Origin of the sequence: Pelomonas lactea (assembly GCF_043555885.1) — a bacterium.
GTDB lineage: Bacteria > Pseudomonadota > Gammaproteobacteria > Burkholderiales > Burkholderiaceae_C > Pelomonas > Pelomonas lactea.
The window spans coordinates 649,119-664,787 of record NZ_JBIGHX010000001.1; the positions used below are offsets into that span (position 1 = coordinate 649,119).

General features: G+C 70.8%; 11 protein-coding genes. 7 read left to right on the plus strand and 4 right to left on the minus strand.

Translation table 11 applies throughout. The annotated features are described in order from the left end of the window. Positions 1-91: 91 nt before the first annotated feature. Positions 92-1,036: a proline racemase family protein gene (locus ACG04Q_RS02870; protein WP_394509310.1), complete on the plus strand. Its 945-nt coding sequence runs from the start codon at positions 92-94 to the stop codon at positions 1,034-1,036. 15 nt (positions 1,037-1,051) lie between these two features. On the opposite strand, the gene ACG04Q_RS02875 is transcribed toward ACG04Q_RS02870, so the two are convergent. Further along, complete coding sequence (locus tag ACG04Q_RS02875; RefSeq protein ID WP_394509311.1) at positions 1,052-2,239, minus strand: M24 family metallopeptidase; 1,188 nt, start codon at positions 2,237-2,239, stop codon at positions 1,052-1,054. Between the two features lie 20 nt (positions 2,240-2,259). On the opposite strand from ACG04Q_RS02875, the gene ACG04Q_RS02880 reads away from it, so the two are divergent. Then, entirely contained in the window at positions 2,260-3,021 is a 762-nt protein-coding gene (locus ACG04Q_RS02880) for a helix-turn-helix domain-containing protein (protein ID WP_394509312.1), read from the plus strand. On the opposite strand, the gene ACG04Q_RS02885 is transcribed toward ACG04Q_RS02880, so the two are convergent. From ACG04Q_RS02885 to ACG04Q_RS02895, 3 genes are all read right to left on the minus strand, one after another. Next, entirely contained in the window at positions 3,018-5,102 is a 2,085-nt protein-coding gene (locus ACG04Q_RS02885) for a prolyl oligopeptidase family serine peptidase (protein WP_394509313.1), read from the minus strand. The genes ACG04Q_RS02880 and ACG04Q_RS02885 overlap by 4 nt on opposite strands. Next, complete coding sequence (locus ACG04Q_RS02890) at positions 5,102-7,915, minus strand: TonB-dependent receptor plug domain-containing protein (RefSeq protein ID WP_394509314.1); 2,814 nt, start codon at positions 7,913-7,915, stop codon at positions 5,102-5,104. The genes ACG04Q_RS02885 and ACG04Q_RS02890 overlap by 1 nt, the downstream gene beginning before the upstream one ends. A gap of 136 nt (positions 7,916-8,051) precedes the next feature. Next, positions 8,052-8,762, minus strand: coding sequence for a GntR family transcriptional regulator (locus ACG04Q_RS02895; RefSeq protein WP_394509315.1), 711 nt, complete (start codon positions 8,760-8,762; stop codon positions 8,052-8,054). Between the two features lie 120 nt (positions 8,763-8,882). Between ACG04Q_RS02895 and ACG04Q_RS02900 the strand changes: the two genes are divergently transcribed. The 5 genes from ACG04Q_RS02900 to ACG04Q_RS02920 all read left to right on the plus strand — a co-directional run bounded on the left by ACG04Q_RS02900 (position 8,883) and on the right by ACG04Q_RS02920 (position 15,592). Further along, a complete protein-coding gene (locus tag ACG04Q_RS02900; RefSeq protein ID WP_394509316.1) occupies positions 8,883-9,776 on the plus strand; it encodes a dihydrodipicolinate synthase family protein in 894 nt (297 codons plus the stop codon). A 2-nt stretch (positions 9,777-9,778) separates the two neighbouring features. Further along, positions 9,779-11,212: an aldehyde dehydrogenase family protein gene (locus ACG04Q_RS02905; RefSeq protein WP_394509317.1), complete on the plus strand. Its 1,434-nt coding sequence runs from the start codon at positions 9,779-9,781 to the stop codon at positions 11,210-11,212. Then, entirely contained in the window at positions 11,209-12,498 is a 1,290-nt protein-coding gene (locus ACG04Q_RS02910; protein WP_394509318.1) for an NAD(P)/FAD-dependent oxidoreductase, read from the plus strand. Before ACG04Q_RS02905 ends, ACG04Q_RS02910 begins: the two co-directional genes overlap by 4 nt. 119 nt (positions 12,499-12,617) lie before the next feature. Next, positions 12,618-13,202, plus strand: a complete 585-nt coding sequence (locus ACG04Q_RS02915; protein WP_394509319.1) for a methylamine utilization protein — start codon at positions 12,618-12,620, stop codon at positions 13,200-13,202. A gap of 2 nt (positions 13,203-13,204) precedes the next feature. Then, positions 13,205-15,592 (plus strand): putative bifunctional diguanylate cyclase/phosphodiesterase, encoded by a 2,388-nt coding sequence (locus tag ACG04Q_RS02920; RefSeq protein WP_394509320.1) that lies wholly within the window; start codon positions 13,205-13,207, stop codon positions 15,590-15,592. Positions 15,593-15,669: the final 77 nt, after the last annotated feature.

The following is a 15,669-nucleotide window of genomic DNA, read 5'->3' on the forward strand; positions in this document are numbered from 1 at the left end:
CCTCACTTTCCTCACCCGGGACTAGGCCTGGGTCAGCATTGACGTCGATGCTTGTATATTGGATCCAATTATTGGATCCAATGAGCCTGACATGGACGACGGCAGCAACGCCCGCATCATCGATTCCCACACCGGCGGCGAGCCCACGCGGGTGCTCGTCAGCGGCGGGCCCGACCTGGGCGCTGGCTCCATGGCCGCGCGCCTGGCGCGGCTGCGAGACGAACACGACGCCTGGCGCCGCGCGCTGATCCTGGAGCCGCGGGGCTCCGGGGTGTTGGTGGGCGCCTGGCTATGTGCGCCACGCGAGCCCGGCGAGGACTGGGGCGTGATCTTCTTCAACAACGTCGGCTATCTCGGCATGTGCGGCCACGGCACCATCGGCGTCGTCGCGACGCTGCGCCACCTCGGCCTCATCGCGCCCGGGCTGCTGCGCCTGGCCACGCCGGTCGGGCCGGTGCAGGCGACGCTGCACGAGGACGGCGCCGTGACGGTGGCCAATGTGCCGTCGTACCGGCTGGCGCGGCAGGTGGCCGTCAGGCTGGACGACGGCCAGACCGTGCATGGTGACATCGCCTGGGGCGGCAACTGGTTTTTTCTCTGCAGCGACCATGGCCTGGCTCTCGGCCCGGATCGCACCCGGCCACTGACCGCCTATGCGCTGAAGCTGCGAGCTGCGCTGCAGCAGGCGGGCATCACCGGCGCCGATGGCGCCGAGATCGACCACATCGAGTTGCTGGGCCCGCCCGCGAGCGCCGCCAACCACGGCCGCAGCTTCGTGCTCTGCCCCGGCGCGGCCTATGACCGCTCGCCCTGCGGCACCGGCACCAGCGCCAAGCTGGCCTGTCTTGCGGCCGACGGCGCGCTGGAACCCGGCGCGGTGTGGCGCCAGGAGTCGGTGATCGGCTCGGTCTTCGAGGCCCGCTACGAGATCGGCGAGAGCGGCGCCATCCACCCCTTCATCAGCGGGCGTGCGCATGTGACGCTGGATGCGCGCATGGTGTTCGACCCTGCCGACCCGATGAGCTGGGGCTTCTGACGCGCGGCTGGCATGTCAGCCGAAGGGGAAATCCACGCTGGGACTGGGCCGAGTGAACCAGCGCGGTCCCTGGCCGGTCATGTAGAAGTGGTCCTCCAGGCGCACGCCGAAGGCCCCCGGCACGACGATCATGGGTTCGTTGCTGCAGCACATGCCGATCTCCAGCGGCAGGCTGTTGCCGCGCACGAGATAGGGATGCTCGTGCAGGTCCAGGCCCACGCCGTGGCCGGTGCGGTGCGGCAGCCCCGGCAGTTCATAGCCCGGCCCCAAGCCATGGCTTTCCAGCACCGCGCGGGCCGCGTCGTCCACGGCCTCGCACGGGGTGCCGAGCTGTGCTGCCGCAAAGGCCGCCGCCTGGGCCTCGTGCTCGATGGCCCAGATGCGCCGCACCTCGTCGCCAGCGCGGCCGTGCACATAGGTGCGCGTCAGGTCAGAGGCATAGCCCTCGACGGAGCAGCCGCAGTCGATCAGCACCACGTCGTTGTCGGCGAGCGTCTGTGCGTGCTTGACGCCGTGCGGATAGCTCGTCGCCTCGCCGAACAGCACGATGCAGAAACGCGAGCCACCGCCGCCGACGCGCTTGTGCGCCTGGTCGATGAAGTCCTCGACCTCCCGTGTGTCCATGCCCGTGCGCAGCACCGAGCGCGCGGCCTGCTGCACGCGCAGCGTCATGTCGAAGGCGCGCTGCAGCAGCGCGATCTCGGCGGCGGACTTGCGCATGCGCAGCGAAGCGATGGACTCGCTGCCATCCACCAGCGGCAAGCCGGGCGCGATCCTCTGCAAGCGCCAGGCGAACTCGAACGGAAGGCTGCCATCCAGCGCCAGGCCCTGGCCGCTGCAGGGCAGGCCGGAGATCAGCCGTGCCAGCAGCGCCCAGGGGTCGTCATGCTCGTCCCAGCAGTGGATCGCCGCCGGCAGACCCCAGCGGTCCTGCAAGGCGTCGCGCTCGAAGGCCGGCGCGATGTAGAGCGGCTCGCCGTCGGCCGGCACCAGCGCACCCAGCAGGCGCTCGCTGGGGTGCCAGGGCGTGCCCATGAAGTAGCGCAGCGAGCTGCCTGCGTGCAGATAGAGCGCCTGCAGCCCCGCGGCTCGAAGCCGTGCCTGCAGGCGTCGCAGCCGCTGGCGGTACTCGTCGGGCTGAATGGGCTGCACGCCGGGGCGCAGATCGGGCAAGGCGCTCAGCGCCGCATCGAACGAAGTCATGGTGTGGGTGGAGTGGTGGGATGAGTGATGCCGTCGACGTGCCGGCGCTCGATGAAGTGGCCTACCTGGGGCAGGATGCGTTGCGCTTGCTCGAGCACCTGTTCGAACCGCTCGACGACGTGGTGTATTTCGTGAAGGACGGCGCGGGCCGCTACCGCAGCGCCAACCGCAGCCTGTGGCGTCGCTGCGGCCTGCGCGGGCGCGAGGAGTTGCTCGGTCGCACTGCGCGCGACCTCTTTCCGGCCACCATGGGCGAGGCCTTTCTCGACCAGGACCGCCAGGTCATGGCCAGCGGCCAGGCCCTGCATCGGCAGCTGGAGCTGCATGTCTACCCCGACCTGCGCGCGGGCTGGTGCCTGACGCACAAGCTGCCCATCCGCGACGCGGCCGGCCGCATCGCGGGGGTGGCGGGTCTGTCGCGCGACCTCGGCCTGCCCGACCACAGCCACCCGCAGTACCAGTGCATCGCCCGCATCGCCGACTGCATCCGCAGGCGCTATGCCGAGCCGCTGCAGCTCGGCGAACTGGGTCGCGAGGCGGGCCTGAGCGCCGACCGTGTCGAGCGCATGTTCCACCGCGTCTTCCAGCTGACGCCGCGCGAGATGCTGGTGCAGGTGCGGGTGGACGCCGCGCGGGCGCGACTGGCGGCGACGACACCCGTCAGCATGGCCGAGCTGGCACTCGATTGCGGCTATGCGGACCAGAGCGCCTTCACCCGCCAGTTCAAGGCCACGGTGGGCCTGACGCCGTCCCACTACCGTCAACTGCACGCTCCGCGCTAGGGGGCGGGCGGCGGCATCAGCCGCTGCTGCAGAAAGCCGTAGCTCAGCGCCCAGAGCCGCGCCTGCTGCGCCGGCGTCGACGCCCCGGCGTGGCCACCCTCGGTGTTCTCCCAGTACAGCACCTCGTGTCCCTGCTCCTGGAGCCGCGCCACCATCTTGCGGGCATGGCCGGGATGGACGCGGTCATCGCGCGTGGAGCTGGTGTAGAGCACCGGCGGGTAGCGACGGTTTGCAGTCGCGTTGTGATACGGCGAGTACCTGCCGATGTAGTCCCACTGCGCCGGGATGTCGGGGTTGCCGTACTCCTCCATCCACGACGCGCCGGCCAGCATCTCGTGGTAGCGGCGCATGTCGGTCAGCGGCACCTGGCTGACGACGGCACCAAACAGCTCGGGCCGCTGCACCAGGGCCACCGAGGTCAGCAGGCCGCCCAGGCTGCCGCCCATGATGCCCAGCTTGGCAGGCCGCGTGATGCCGCGGCGCTGCAGGTCCTCGGCAACGGCGATGAAGTCGTCGAAGCTGCGCTGGCGGTGCTCACGCTGAGCCGCCTGGTGCCAGCGCGGCCCGAACTCGCCGCCGCCGCGCAGGTTGGCCAGCACATAGACGCCGCCGCGCGCCAGCCAGGCGCGGCCGAGGATGGCGTTGTAGGCCGGCCGCATCGAGATCTCGAAACCGCCGTAGCCGTAGAGCAGCGTGGGCCGCCCACCCTCGGGCACGGGGCCGCGCGGCGCGACGATGAAGTAGGGGATCGAGGTGCCGTCGGCCGAGGTGGCGTGCAGCTGCCGCGCCTCCAGGCCCTGGGTATCGAAGAAGGCCGGCAGCTGCTGCAGCGTCTGCCGCCTGGCTCGTCCAGCCTCGGCGGCCTGGAGACGAGCGGGCGCCAGGAAGCTGCTGCGCGTCAGCAGATAGCGGTTGGAGGTCTGGCCTGCCAGCGCGGCGACCGACAGACTCTCCAGCTCGCCGGCAGGGACCGCGCGGCGCTTCCAGCGCGCACCGGCAGGCCGCCATTCGGCGAGGTGCTGGCGCACGTCGCGCATGCTGACGACGAGCAGCGCGTCACGCAGCGGCACCAGGCTTTGCAGGGCGCCGTCGCGTGCCGGGTCGTGCAGCAGCGTGAAGCTGGGCCGCCCCTCCAGCCAGGGCTGCAGCGGTGTGGCGATCACGGCGCCCGCCGCGTAGGCGCCCCAGTCCGAGCGCAGCTCGATCAGCGCCTGCTTGCCGAACAGGCTGGCCTGCGCGTCGTCGGGCTTGGGCAGCTCGACGAGACGGCCGTCGCGGAGCAAATACTGCTTGCCGGCGAAGAAGCTGGTGCGGCGCTCCAGCATGAACTGCTGGCGGCCATCCAGGTGCTCGCCCCAGGCCCACAGGCCGACCTCGTCGACACCGCCCTCCAGCAACAGCGTCGCGTCCGCCAGCGGCGTGCCGCGCCTCCACAGCTTCAGCTGCCGGGGATAGCCCGACCGGGTCAGGCTGCCGGGGCCGAAGTCGGTGTAGACGCCCAAGGTGTCGGCATCGATCCAGCCCGCGCCGCCCTTGGCCTCGGGCAGCGTGAAGCCGCCCTCGCCTGCAGCGATGAAGCGGCGGTCCACGGTGTCGAACTCGCGCAGCACATGGGCGTCACCGCCGCCCCGGCTCAGGCTGAGGAGGCAGCGCCGGGCCTCGGGCGCGAGGCAGTTCGCCCCGGCCCAGACCCAGCGCTCTCCCTCGCTTTTGGCGAGTTCGTCGAGATCCAGCACGGTCTCCCACCGTGGCCGGCCTCTCAGGTAGTCCTCCGGCGCGCTGCGCCGCCAGACGCCACGCGGGTGTTCCGCATCGCGCCAGAAGTTGTAGACATGGCGGCCCCGCTGTTCGCCCGGCGCCAGTCGCGCCGGCGAGGCCATCACCGCGGCCAGCTCGGCCTCCAGCCTGGCAAAACCGGGCGACGTCAGCACGGGGTCGAGCGTCGGCTGCTGGCGGCGCACCCAGTCCATTGCGCGTTCGCCGTCGACGTCCTCCAGCCAGCGGTAGGGGTCGGCCATGTCGGCCGGCGGCGTCGCGGCGGCGGCCAGGTTGGCCGCCATCAGCAGGGCCAGCAGCCGCATCAGAACTTCACCTCGGCGCTGACCTTGAGCACGCGGCCATTCAGGTTGGGCAGGCCGGCCGGGCGCCGATAGACGGCGGGCTGCTCGTTGAAGGCGTTGAGGAGGTTTGCCGACAGCGTCCAGTGCTTGATGCCGCCGTACTGCAGCCACAGGTCGGTGCTGGTCCAGCTGCTGACGCGGCAGTTGCTGTCCGGCTCGTCGCGTTCGGCACAGCCCTCGGGCTGGTAGTAGCTGTCGTCCCGCTCGTCCGAGGCCAGCTTGGTCGAGCTGGCGTAGTTGACGCGGCTGCCCAGCTTCCAGTCGCCGCGGCTCCAGTTGGCCTTGAGCACCACGCGCTCGCGCGGCACGCCGTCGTAGCCGACGCGATTCACACGGTAGGCATTGGCGTTGGTGTCCCAGTACAGCAGCTTGTTCTGGATGTTGGCCTCCAGGTTGAGGTCCAGCTTGCCCCAGTCGCCCAGCGCCCAGCGGCTGCGCAGGTCGATGTCGACGCCGCTGACCTGGGTCTTGTAGAAGTTGCGGTACTGCAGGCGCATGGTGCGGATGGCGCCGCTGCCGAACGCGATGGTCTGGCCGGTCAGCTCCTTGGCGCGCTGCGACCAGAGCTGGTCCTGCACGCTGACGGCGTCGCGAGGCATCAGCGAAGGGTTGCTGTCCTCGTTCTGCAGGATCTGCGCGATGTCGGGCACGCCGATCTCTTCGCGACGCTTGATGGCGTAGTAGTCAATCGAGACGCTGACGTTGTCCAGGGCCTGCACGACCAGCCCGATGGACGCGTTGTTGGAGCGCTCCGGCTTGAGGTCGGGATTGGGCGTGACGGCCGACGGGAAGCTGACCGAGCAGCCCGAGTTGAAGGCCAGGTTGGCTTCGATCTGGTCGGCGGCGTTGCCGGTCTTCAGCGCATCGCGCAGTGCGCGGGCGGTGCCGCAGCGCTTGGGGTCGTTGCGGCCGTTGTTGAACCAGGAGGCGCCGCCATTGCCGGTTTCGGGCAGGCTGGGCGCGCGGAAGCCCTGCGTCAGCGTGCCTCGCAGCAGCAGGGCCTTGGCGGGGCGGAAGGCCAGCTGCAGCTTGGGCGTCACGGCGCCAAAGCCGTTGAAGACCTTGTCGCCGCGCAGGGCCAGCGTCGCCTCCAGCTGCTTGGTGATGGGCGCCGCGAATTCGGTGAAGACGGCGGCAGTGTTGCGCCTGCCCTCGATGTTGACGCCCGAGAAGCCGACGATGCGCGCCTGCAGCACGTTGTCCATGCTGCGGTGGAAGAAGTCCTCGTGGCGCAGCTCCGCACCCACAGCCATCATCAGCGGGCCCGCCGGCAGCTGGTAGATCTCCCGCGAGCCCTTGAAGTCGACGAACTGCTGGCGGTAGTGGCCGGTGGACCCCATCTCCGGGAACATCTTGTTCAGCACGTCCGCCGAGTTGACCTGGCCAAACTTGTATGTGCCACTGGTGACGGCCTCGGCATACCCGTAGCGGTCGAGGTAGAGGTGCTGGCGCTGCGTGGCACGCGAGCCCATGGTGCCGATGGCGGTGTCGATGTCCCAGCCGGCCACCGTGCCCTCGACACCCATCACCAGCCGGTGATCGAAGGAGGCGCCGACGTTCTTGAACATCTCGGGGTTGTCGACGAAGCGGTAGGCCAGCGTGACCGGGAACTCATACGGGTTCTGCGGATGGCCCACCGGCAGAGCCGGGTGGCTGAAGCTCTGCAGCTCGCCCTTCAGCGAGTCGTACCAGTTCGACGTGAAGCCGGCCGCCTGGCTGCGCGGGACGTTGGTGTAGTACTTGGCCTGGATGTCGGCGAACTGCAGTTCGGTGAAGGCGGTCAGGTCGTTGCTGATCTTGTAGCGGCCACCCAGCATGCCGGTCAGGCGGTCCGTGGCCGGGCGGGCGTCGCTGTCCTTCCAGTAGTCGTACATGCAGACGGCGCCCACCAGGTTCTCCGGCGCGCAGCCCGGTGCCGCCGTCGTGAAGCTCTTGCCGGCGAGCGCCGGGTCTTTGTAGTTCGCGGGGTAGCTCCCGGTGTAGTTGCCGGGGAAGGAGCCCGACGACCGCTGCAGGCGGGCTGGGTTCTGCTCCACATACCACGCCGGCAGCAGCGGGCGCACGTCGCTGTCCTTGTAGCTGCCTCGCTGGTAGAGCTCCAGGTGGCCGTAGACGTTGTAGCCGTCGCCGTCGAGGCTGCCGAAGCCCGCGGTGACCGAGCCCGAGCGGTCGCGTGCCAGCCAGCTGCGCCGCAGCGACTGCTGGGCGCTGACGGCCAGGCCGACGCCGCGGAAGTCCTTCGTCGTGATGATGTTGATGACGCCGCCGATCGCGTCGGAGCCGTAGATGGCCGAGGCACCGTCCTTCAGGATCTCGACGCGCTCGATGAGGTTGGCCGGAATGGCGTCGATGTTGGTGAAGTTCAGTTGCAGGTTGTCGGCAAAGCCATAGCTCGCCAGGCGACGGCCGTTCAGCAGGGTCAGCGTGCCGCCCGTGCCGAGGTTGCGCAGCGAGATGCCCGAGGCGCCGCTGGCCCAGGAGTTGGCACCGCCCAGGTCGCTGAGCGCGCCGCGGTCGTTGTTGGTGAGGTTGCCCAGAACCTCGCCGACGGTCAGGGCGCCCGACGCCTTGATCTCGTCGCGCGAGACCGTCAGCAGCGGCTGCGAGGTCTCGGCGTCGGTGCGCTTGATGTTGGAGCCGGTGACGACGACGCGGTCCAGCAGCTTGCTGTCCCTGGCTTCATCGGCGGCCTGGGCGGCCAGGGTCTGCAGAGCCAGGGTGATGGCGAGGGTGCTGCGCGCCAGCAGCGGTGTTGTCTTGGGCGGTGTCTTCAAGTGGACCTCTATGTCTTGGGTGGGAACCCGGCGGACGTTAGAAATCCATGGCGAGAACGTCTTGAAGCGCAGCGCCGTGGCGGCGCGGAAATCGGCACAAGCGGGCCGGACCTCGGGAAGTCCCCGAGGGCCACCGTCAGGGCTTGTGCGCGCGCCGCTTGGGCTTGATGGCGTGCACTTCCTGCGCTTGCATGTACGCCGAGAAGCGCTCGCAGGCGCCAAGGATGTGCTGGCGCGTCAGCCGCGCCGCGGCCTTGGCGTCGCCGGCCGCACAGGCTTCGAGAATGGCCAGGTGCTCGGCCCGAGCCTGGGCCCGGCCGTCGGTCAGCTGCAGCTGGTCGACGAGATAGCGCTCGGTGCGGTCCAGCGCCGCCACGGCGGCCTGCAGGTGGTGCGGCATGCCGGCCTCGGCATACAGGGCGCGATGGAAGTCGCGGTTCAGTTCGCCCCAGCGGACGGGGTCGGCCTCCTTGGAGAAGGCCTGGCAGCGCCTCTTGGCATCGGCCAGCGCTTCGGCGCCCAGTCGCGGCACGGCGTTCAGGATCAGCTCACCCTCCAGCAGCGCGCGCAAGCGGCACAACTCCTCGACCTCGGCACGGCTGTGGCCGGCCACCGTGTAGCCGTGGAAGCGCTTGATCTGCACCAGGCCATGCTGCTCCAGGCGGTTCAGTGCCTCGCGCACGGGGATGCGGCTGGTGTGCAGCTGACGAGCCAGCTCCTCCTGACGCAGCGGCTCCCCGTCCTTCAACTGGCCCGTGATGATGGCGCGGTGCAGGGCTTCATAGACCTGGTCGGCCGCCGAGGGGCTGGGCGTGGCGCGGGCGAGCGTGATGGGCGTGGCGGGCATGCCGCCATTGTGGCCCGGCGCTTCGGCCGTCTTGCAGATTGGATCCAAAACTTGAACATTGGATCCAATATGCAATATGCTGCGCGCCATTCCACTCACCCGAACCGGAGCAGCAACACCATGTGGCAAGGCGTCTTTCCCGCAGTCACCACCAAGTTCAAGGAAGACGGCAGCCTCGACGCCGCCGAGATGCAGCGCTGCTTTGCGCTGCAGATGGCGGCCGGCTGCGATGGCCTGATCGCCTGCGGCTCGCTCGGCGAAGGCCCCATGCTCAGCCATGAGGAGAGGCTGCAGGTCTTCCAGCTGGCCAAGGAGGTCGCGGGCACGAAGCCCGCGCTGCTGACGGTGGCCGAGGCCGGCACGCGCGAGGCCTGTGCGCTGGCCGAGAAAGCGGCCAGGGCCGGCGCCGACGGCCTGATGGTCGTGCCCAGCACCATCTATCACACCGACGTGCGCGAGACCGCCACCAACCTGCGCGCCATCGCTGCCGCTGCCGACCTGCCAGTGATGATCTATTCCAACCGCATCGCCTACCGCGTCGATGTGACGACCGACCTGCTGGAGGAGCTGGCCGACGACCGTCGCTTCGTCGCCGTCAAGGAAAGCAGCGACGACATCCGTCGCGCCACCGAGATCCTGACCCGGCTGGGCGAGCGCTACGCCGTCTTCACCGGCGTCGACAACCTGGCCTTCGAGGCCTTGTGTGCCGGCGTGCAAGGCTGGGTGGCCGGCCTGGTGGTGGCCTTCCCGGCCGAGACCGTGGCCGTCTACCGCCTCGTCAAGGCCGGCCGCCTGGCCGAGGCGCTCAGCATCTACCGCTGGTTCCGCCCCCTGCTGGACCTGGACGTGTCGACCTATCTGGTGCAGAACATCAAGCTCGCGGAAGCCCTGGCCATCCAGTCCAACGAACGCGTGCGCGCACCGCGCCTGCCGCTGGCCGGCGAGCGCCGCGCCCATGTCGAGGCCGTCGTCCACCAGGCGCTGGCGACGCGCCCGACACTGCCCGCGCTCTGAGCATGGAGTTCCGCAGCCTGATCGGCGGCCAGTGGTGGCCGCACGGCGAGCCCGTCACTGACGACAACCCGTCCGACGTGGCCGACCCCGTCGGCACCGCCTACGAGACCGACGCCGTCGGCGTGCAAGCGGCCATCGCTGCCGCCGCAGCGGCCGCACCGGCCTGGGGCCTCAGCGGGCCCCAGCAGCGCGCCGACGCGCTGGACCGCATCGGCGCGGAGATCCTGGCGCGCCGCGACGAGCTCGGCCGGCTGCTGGCGCGGGAGCTGGGCAAGACCTTGCCCGAGTCCATCGCCGAGGTCGGCCGCGCCGGCCAGATCTTCAAGTTCTTCGCCGGCGAGGCACTGCGCCAGTCCGGCCAGCTGTTCGACTCGGTGCGGCCAGGCGTTCGCGTGGAGGTCACCCGCGAACCGCTGGGTGTCGTGGGCCTCATCACGCCGTTCAACTTCCCGCTTGCCATCCCCGCCTGGAAGGTGGCGCCGGCCCTGGCCTACGGCAACGCCGTGGTGCTCAAGCCGGCCGAGCGCACACCCGCCAGCGCCTGGGCCCTGGCGGAGATCGTGCAGCGCTCGGGGTTGCCGCCGGGTGTCTTCAACCTCGTGCTGGCGCGCGGCGCCGTGGCCGGCCCGCTGCTGGTGGACAGCCCGCAGGTCGCAGCCATCAGCTTCACCGGCTCGCAGGCCGTCGGGCGCCGACTGGCGGCCGACTGCGGCCTGCGGCTGAAGAAGCTGCAGCTCGAGATGGGCGGCAAGAACCCGCTGCTGGTCCTGGACGATGCCGACCTGGACCAGGCCGTGAACTGCGCCGTGCAAGGCGCGTTCTACTCAACCGGGCAGCGCTGCACGGCGTCCAGCCGCCTCATCGTGACGGCCGGCATCGCGCCGCGCTTTCGCGCGGCCCTCGTCGAGGCGACGCGCGCCTTGCGCGTGGGTCACGCGCTCGACGCCCAGACGCAGATCGGCCCCTGCGCCGACGCCGCGCAGCGCGAGGGCGTCGAACGCGAGATCGCGGCCGCGCTGGCCGACGGCGCCGAAATGCTCTGCGGCGGCGAGCGCCCGGTTCGCTCCACGCAGGGCCATTTCCTTGCCCCGACCTTGCTGATGCCCGCGCGGCCCGGCACGCGGCTGGACCGCGTCGAGGCCTTCGGCCCGTTGGCCAGCCTGACGGTCGTGCCGGATTTCGAGGCCGGCCTGGCGCTGGCCAACGACACCGAGTTCGGCCTGGCCGCCGGGGTCTGCACCCGGTCGCTCAAGCACGCGGCAGCCTTCCGCCGCCACGCCCAGGCCGGCCTGGTGATGGTCAACCTGCCCACCGCCGGCGTGGACTACCACGTGCCCTTCGGCGGCCGCAAGGCCAGCAGCCTGGGGCCGCGCGAACAGGGCGCCGCCGCGGCGGAGTTCTACACGACGGTCAAGACGGGCTACCTCCTGGCATGAGCGACTCGCAGTGGGAACTGCTGCCGCCGCTGCCGCACGGCGGCAAGCGAGCCGTGCAGACGCTGGTCATCGGCGGCGGCATCGTGGGCCTGGCCTGCGCGCTGAGGCTGCAGTCGGCCGGCCAGCAGGTGCTGCTGATCGAACACGAGCGCCTGGCCGCGGGCGCCAGCCGCGGCAATGCCGGCGCGCTGGCCTTCGCGGACGTGCTGCCGCTGGCCTCGCCAGGCATCCTGCGCCAGGCACCGCGCTGGCTGCTGGACCCGCTGGGGCCGTTGAGCCTGAGGCCCGCCTACACGCCAGCCATGCTGCCGTGGCTGTGGAAGTTCTGGCGCGCCAGCCGGCCGGCGCGCGTGGCCGCCAGCACCCAGGCCCAGGCAATGCTGCTCGCGCAGTCGGCCGCCGAATGGCCTGCGCTGCTGCGCCTGGCCGGTGCCGAGTCCCAGCTGCGCGACGGTGGCAACCTGCATCTCTATGACAACGCCGCCCAGTGGCGGGCGGCACTGGCCGGCTGGGAGCAACGCGCCGCTCACGGCGTGGCTTTCCAGGCCATCGAGGGCAGTCACCCGATTGCCGCGCTGCAGCCAGGCCTCAACCCAGCCATCCAGCACGCCGTGTTCACGCCGCACTGGCAGACCGTCGAAGACCCGCTGCTGCTGTGCCGCAGCCTGGCCCAGGCCTTCCTCGCGCGCGGCGGCCGCCTGGCGCGCGCGAGCGCTCGCAGCCTGCTGCCCGAGGCCCGGGGACTGCTGCTGCAGCTGGGCGACGACTCGCTGCTGCTGGCGCAGCGCGTGCTGCTTTGCGCCGGCCCGTGGTCGCACCGGCTGGCCGCCAGCCTCGGCGAACGCTTCCCGCTGGAGACCGAGCGCGGCTACAACACGACGCTGCCGCCCGGTGCGTTTGCGCTGCGCCGGCAGCTGAGCTTCCCGGGGCACGGCTTCGTGGTCACGCCCATCGCCGGCGGCGTGCGTGTGGGCGGTGCGGTGGAGTTCGCCGGCCTGCGGGCCGCCCCCAACTACGCCCGCGCCGACGCGATGCTGGCCAAGGCGCGCCGCTTCCTGCCCGGTCTGCGCACCGACGGCGGCACGCAGTGGATGGGCTGCCGGCCGTCGCTGCCGGACTCGCTTCCCGTCATCGGCCCCTCCCCCGCCGACGGCCGCCTGTTCTACGCCTTCGGCCACGGACACCTGGGGCTCACGCAGGCGGCCGCAACGGCGGCGCTGGCCACCGCCTGGGCCACCACCCAGGCCCTGCCGCCCACCGCCTTCGCACCGTCCAGGTTCCTCTAGCACGCGGCGCGAAACCCGCGCGGGTCGGTGCTGTCGCACACCCGCCGGGGTTTGGCGGGCCCTCCCCAGGCCACCCGCGCGGCGCGATTGGGCTATCGTGCGCCCGGGAGTTCACCACCATGACGCTTCGCCACCTCGCCATCCTGTTGCTTGCGCTGGGCCCGCTTGCGGCCCAGGCCGTACCCGTGACCGTGCAGCTGCGCGGCCCGGGGGGGCAGCCGCTGGCCAATGCTGCCGTGGCCGTGGAGGTCCGGGGGCGGCCCGCCAGGACGACCAGCGCCAAGGCCGAGATCGGCCAGCGCGACCGCCAGTTCACGCCGCAGCTGCTCATCGTGCAGACCGGCACGGCCGTCAGCTTCCCGAACTTCGACACCGTGCGGCATCACGTCTACTCGATCTCGCCGATCAAGGTGATGGACATCAAGCTCTACTCGGGCACGCCGGCCGAGCCCGTCGTGTTCGACAAGCCCGGCGTCGCTGCGCTGGGCTGCAACATCCATGACCGCATGAGCGCCCATGTCGTCGTCGTCGACACCGCCACCTTCGCGCGCACCGACGACAAGGGCCAGGCCACGTTCGACCTGCCGCCCGGCGAGCACGCCGTGAAGGCCTGGCATGACCAGCAGAAGTCGCCCACGCTGCAGAACCTGCGGCTCACGGTACCGCCCGGCGGTGGCGCCGTCACGCTGAGCGTGGCGGAGTAACGATGCCGGCCTGGCTGAACCCGCGTCGCCTGGAGGGCCGCATCGCCGGCCTGTTCCTGGCGCTGCTGCTGGCGGTGCAGCTGGTGGGCTTCGTCGCGCTGCGCGCCGGCATCACGCACAACGCCGAGGAGTCGCTGGCCGCCGAGCTGCAGACCGGCGAGCGCGTGCTGCGCCGGCTGCTGGAGCAGCGTGCCGGCAAGCTGCACGACGCGGCCGAGCTACTCGCCAAGGACTACGGCTTTCGCACCACCATCGGCCTGTCGCTGGCGGAAGCCGCCACCGCCGAGACGATCAAGGACGCACTGTCCAACCAGGGCGAGCGCGTCGGGGCGTCGGTCGTCGCATTTTTCGACGCGCAACTGCAGCTGGTCGCGGCCACGCGCGACGGCGCGGCGTCATTCGGCCCGGCGCTGCAGCAGAGCATCAACAGCAACGATGGCACCGCGCTGGCCGTGCAGGGCAGGCGTGCCTACCAGGTCGTCGCCGTGCAGGTGCGCACGCCGGCGCCGGTGGGCTGGGTGCTGATGGGGTTCGAGCTGAACCGCGAGGTGCTGGACGACCTGAAGGCGCTGTCCGACCTGGACAGCGCCGTGCTGGTGCAGCCCGCCGGCGGCCGCTGGCAGGGCATCGTCGACAACCTGCCCCCCGAGCCCGCGGTCGCGCTGGCGCAGACGCTGGGCAGCGCGGCGCCGGCCGGCGGCGTCATGGAACTGTCCGGCGAGCGGCTGCGCGCGCGCTTCGTGCCGCTGCTGGACGCCGAGCCGCGCCTGGGCGTGCTGATGCTGCGCTCGCTGGACGCGGCGCTGGCGCCCTACCGGCAGCTGCAGCTCATCCTGCTGGGCATCACGCTGCTGGGCGTGGCCGTGTTCGCGGCCGTCAGCGTGCTGCTGGCGCGCGGCATCAGCAACCCCATCACGGCGCTGTCAGCCTCGGCGCGCCGGCTGGAGGACGGCGACTACGACACGCCGGTGCCGGCCGCCTCGCAACTGGACGAGGTGCGCAAGCTGGCGCTGGCGCTGGAGAACATGCGCGAGGGCATCCGCCGCCGCGACGCCCTCGTCAACAACCTCGCCTACGTGGACCCGCTGACGCTGCTGCCCAACCGCGCGCGCTTCGCCGAGTTCCTGCAGCACCACCTGCTGCACAGCGACATGCCCGGCGCGGTGCTGATGCTGGACCTGGACCGCTTCAAGCATGTCAACGACGTGCTGGGCCACGATGTCGGCGACCGCCTGCTGCAGAGCGTCGCCGAGCGGCTGCAGGCGCTGTGCACGCCGGCGCACTCGGTGCTGGCAAGGCTGTCGGGCGACGAGTTCGTCATCCTGCTGGCGCACACCGACGCGCGCACGGCCAGCGAGGCGGCACTGGCCATCCTGAAGGACTTCGAGCATCCGCTGCACATCGACAACGAGACCGTCGACCTGGGCGCCGGCATCGGCATCGCGCTGTTCCCCGAGCACGGCACGGACGTCAACCTGCTGCTGGGTCGCGCGGAGCTGGCGATGTACGCCGCCAAGGCGCGCCAGTGCGGCAGCCTGATCTACCACGCGCAGCTGGACGTGGGCAGCCAGGAATCGCTGTCGCTGCTGTCCGAGCTGAGGCGCGCCGTCGAGAACCAGGAGCTGCGGCTGTACCTGCAGCCCAAGATCGACCTGCAGAAGGGCAGCGTCGTCGGCGCCGAGGCGCTGGTGCGCTGGCAGCACCCGACGCGCGGCCTCGTGCCGCCCATGCAGTTCATCCCGTTCGCCGAGCAGACCGGCTTCATCCGCATGCTCAGTGCCTGGGTGCTGAGCGGCGCGGCGAAGTTCGCTCGCGAGGCCCAGGATGCGGGGCTCTCGCTGCGGCTGTCGGTCAACCTGTCCACCCGCGACCTGATGGACCAGGATCTGCCGGCCAAGATCGAGGCGCTGATCACCCCGCGACAGGTGCCGCCGTCCACCATCTGCCTGGAGATCACCGAGAGCGCCATCATGGACGACCCCCAGCGCGCGCTGTCCACGCTGGAACACCTGCACGCGATGGGCTTCAAGCTGTCCATCGACGACTTCGGCACCGGCTATTCGTCGCTGGCCTACCTGAAGCGGCTGCCGGTGGACGAGCTGAAGATCGACCGAAGCTTTGTCATGGCCATGGAGCGCGACATGGACGACGCACGCATCGTGCGCTCCACCATCGAGCTGGCGCACAACCTGGGCCTGACCGTCGTGGCCGAGGGCCTGGAGACGGCCAAGGCCTGGGGCATGCTGAGCCGGTTGGGCTGCGATGAGGGCCAGGGCTATTTCATCGGCAAACCCATGCCGCAGGAGCAGTTCATCGCGTGGGCACAGGACTGGCAGCCGCCCGAAGGCGTGACGCTCACCGCGGAAAGCGTGATGGCCAAGCTGGGTTAGCCCCTCGCCCAGTCTTGCCCGGCTGAACGCCGGCAAGCCTGGTCGGTCCCCCGAGGGGACGGCGATGCTCGCGGCAA

Bases quoted from the DNA above. Each gene is read 5' to 3' on its own strand.
- ACG04Q_RS02910 (WP_394509318.1), top strand. From the start codon at position 11,209: ATGAGCGACTCGCAGTGGGAACTGCTGCCGCCGCTGCCGCACGGCGGC.
- ACG04Q_RS02875 (WP_394509311.1), bottom strand. From the start codon at position 2,239: ATGACTTCGTTCGATGCGGCGCTGAGCGCCTTGCCCGATCTGCGCCCC.
- ACG04Q_RS02920 (WP_394509320.1), top strand. From the start codon at position 13,205: ATGCCGGCCTGGCTGAACCCGCGTCGCCTGGAGGGCCGCATCGCCGGC.
- ACG04Q_RS02915 (WP_394509319.1), top strand. From the start codon at position 12,618: ATGACGCTTCGCCACCTCGCCATCCTGTTGCTTGCGCTGGGCCCGCTT.
- ACG04Q_RS02880 (WP_394509312.1), top strand. From the start codon at position 2,260: ATGAGTGATGCCGTCGACGTGCCGGCGCTCGATGAAGTGGCCTACCTG.
- ACG04Q_RS02895 (WP_394509315.1), bottom strand. From the start codon at position 8,762: ATGCCCGCCACGCCCATCACGCTCGCCCGCGCCACGCCCAGCCCCTCG.
- ACG04Q_RS02870 (WP_394509310.1), top strand. From the start codon at position 92: ATGGACGACGGCAGCAACGCCCGCATCATCGATTCCCACACCGGCGGC.
- ACG04Q_RS02885 (WP_394509313.1), bottom strand. From the start codon at position 5,102: ATGCGGCTGCTGGCCCTGCTGATGGCGGCCAACCTGGCCGCCGCCGCG.
- ACG04Q_RS02905 (WP_394509317.1), top strand. From the start codon at position 9,779: ATGGAGTTCCGCAGCCTGATCGGCGGCCAGTGGTGGCCGCACGGCGAG.
- ACG04Q_RS02900 (WP_394509316.1), top strand. From the start codon at position 8,883: ATGTGGCAAGGCGTCTTTCCCGCAGTCACCACCAAGTTCAAGGAAGAC.